The 559-nt window shown below is 72.6% G+C and carries 1 protein-coding gene; it reads left to right on the forward strand.

The genetic code is table 11. The features are described 5' to 3' along the window. On the forward strand, positions 1-559 hold a 559-nt coding region (locus tag JMF90_RS39740; RefSeq protein WP_201326619.1), incomplete at both ends, for a 4-alpha-glucanotransferase.

Below are 559 nucleotides of genomic sequence, written 5' to 3' on the forward strand. Positions count from 1 at the left end.
GCGATCGCGATGACCTCGACGCACGATTTGCCGACCGTGGCCGGCTGGTGGCGCGGCGTCGATCTCGGATGGCGGCGTGTCGCAGCCGAGGCGGAAGCCGCGAAGCGGCGCGACGAAACGCAACCTCGCGACATCGCCGCGCCAGAGCCGGACGACGCGAGCGCGCACGATTCGGACGAGATCGTGCAAAGCATGGCGTACGGTCACGACACCGTGCAGCGCCCCGATTCGAATCGCTCGACGCCTCCGCCGCCTCCCGAACTGCTCGCCGCGCATGCGGAACGCGCCGCCGAGCGCGCGGCGCTGTGGCGCGCGCTGCAAGCAGCCGGGTGCGCGCCGGCAGGCGCCGCGGTGCCGCCAACCGACATGCCGCCGGTGAATGCGATCCTCGGCTACGTCGCAAGCAGCCCGTCGCCGCTCGCGCTGCTGCCGCTCGAGGATCTGCTCGCCCTCGACGCGCAGCCAAACCTGCCAGGCCCACCGTGCGGCCATCCGAACTGGCGGCAGCGGCTGCCGCGCACGATCGATGCGCTGTTCGACGCCGACGTGCGCACGCGCA

Origin of the sequence: Burkholderia sp. E168m23, assembly GCF_016586125.1 — a bacterium.
Lineage (GTDB): Bacteria > Pseudomonadota > Gammaproteobacteria > Burkholderiales > Burkholderiaceae > Burkholderia > Burkholderia orbicola.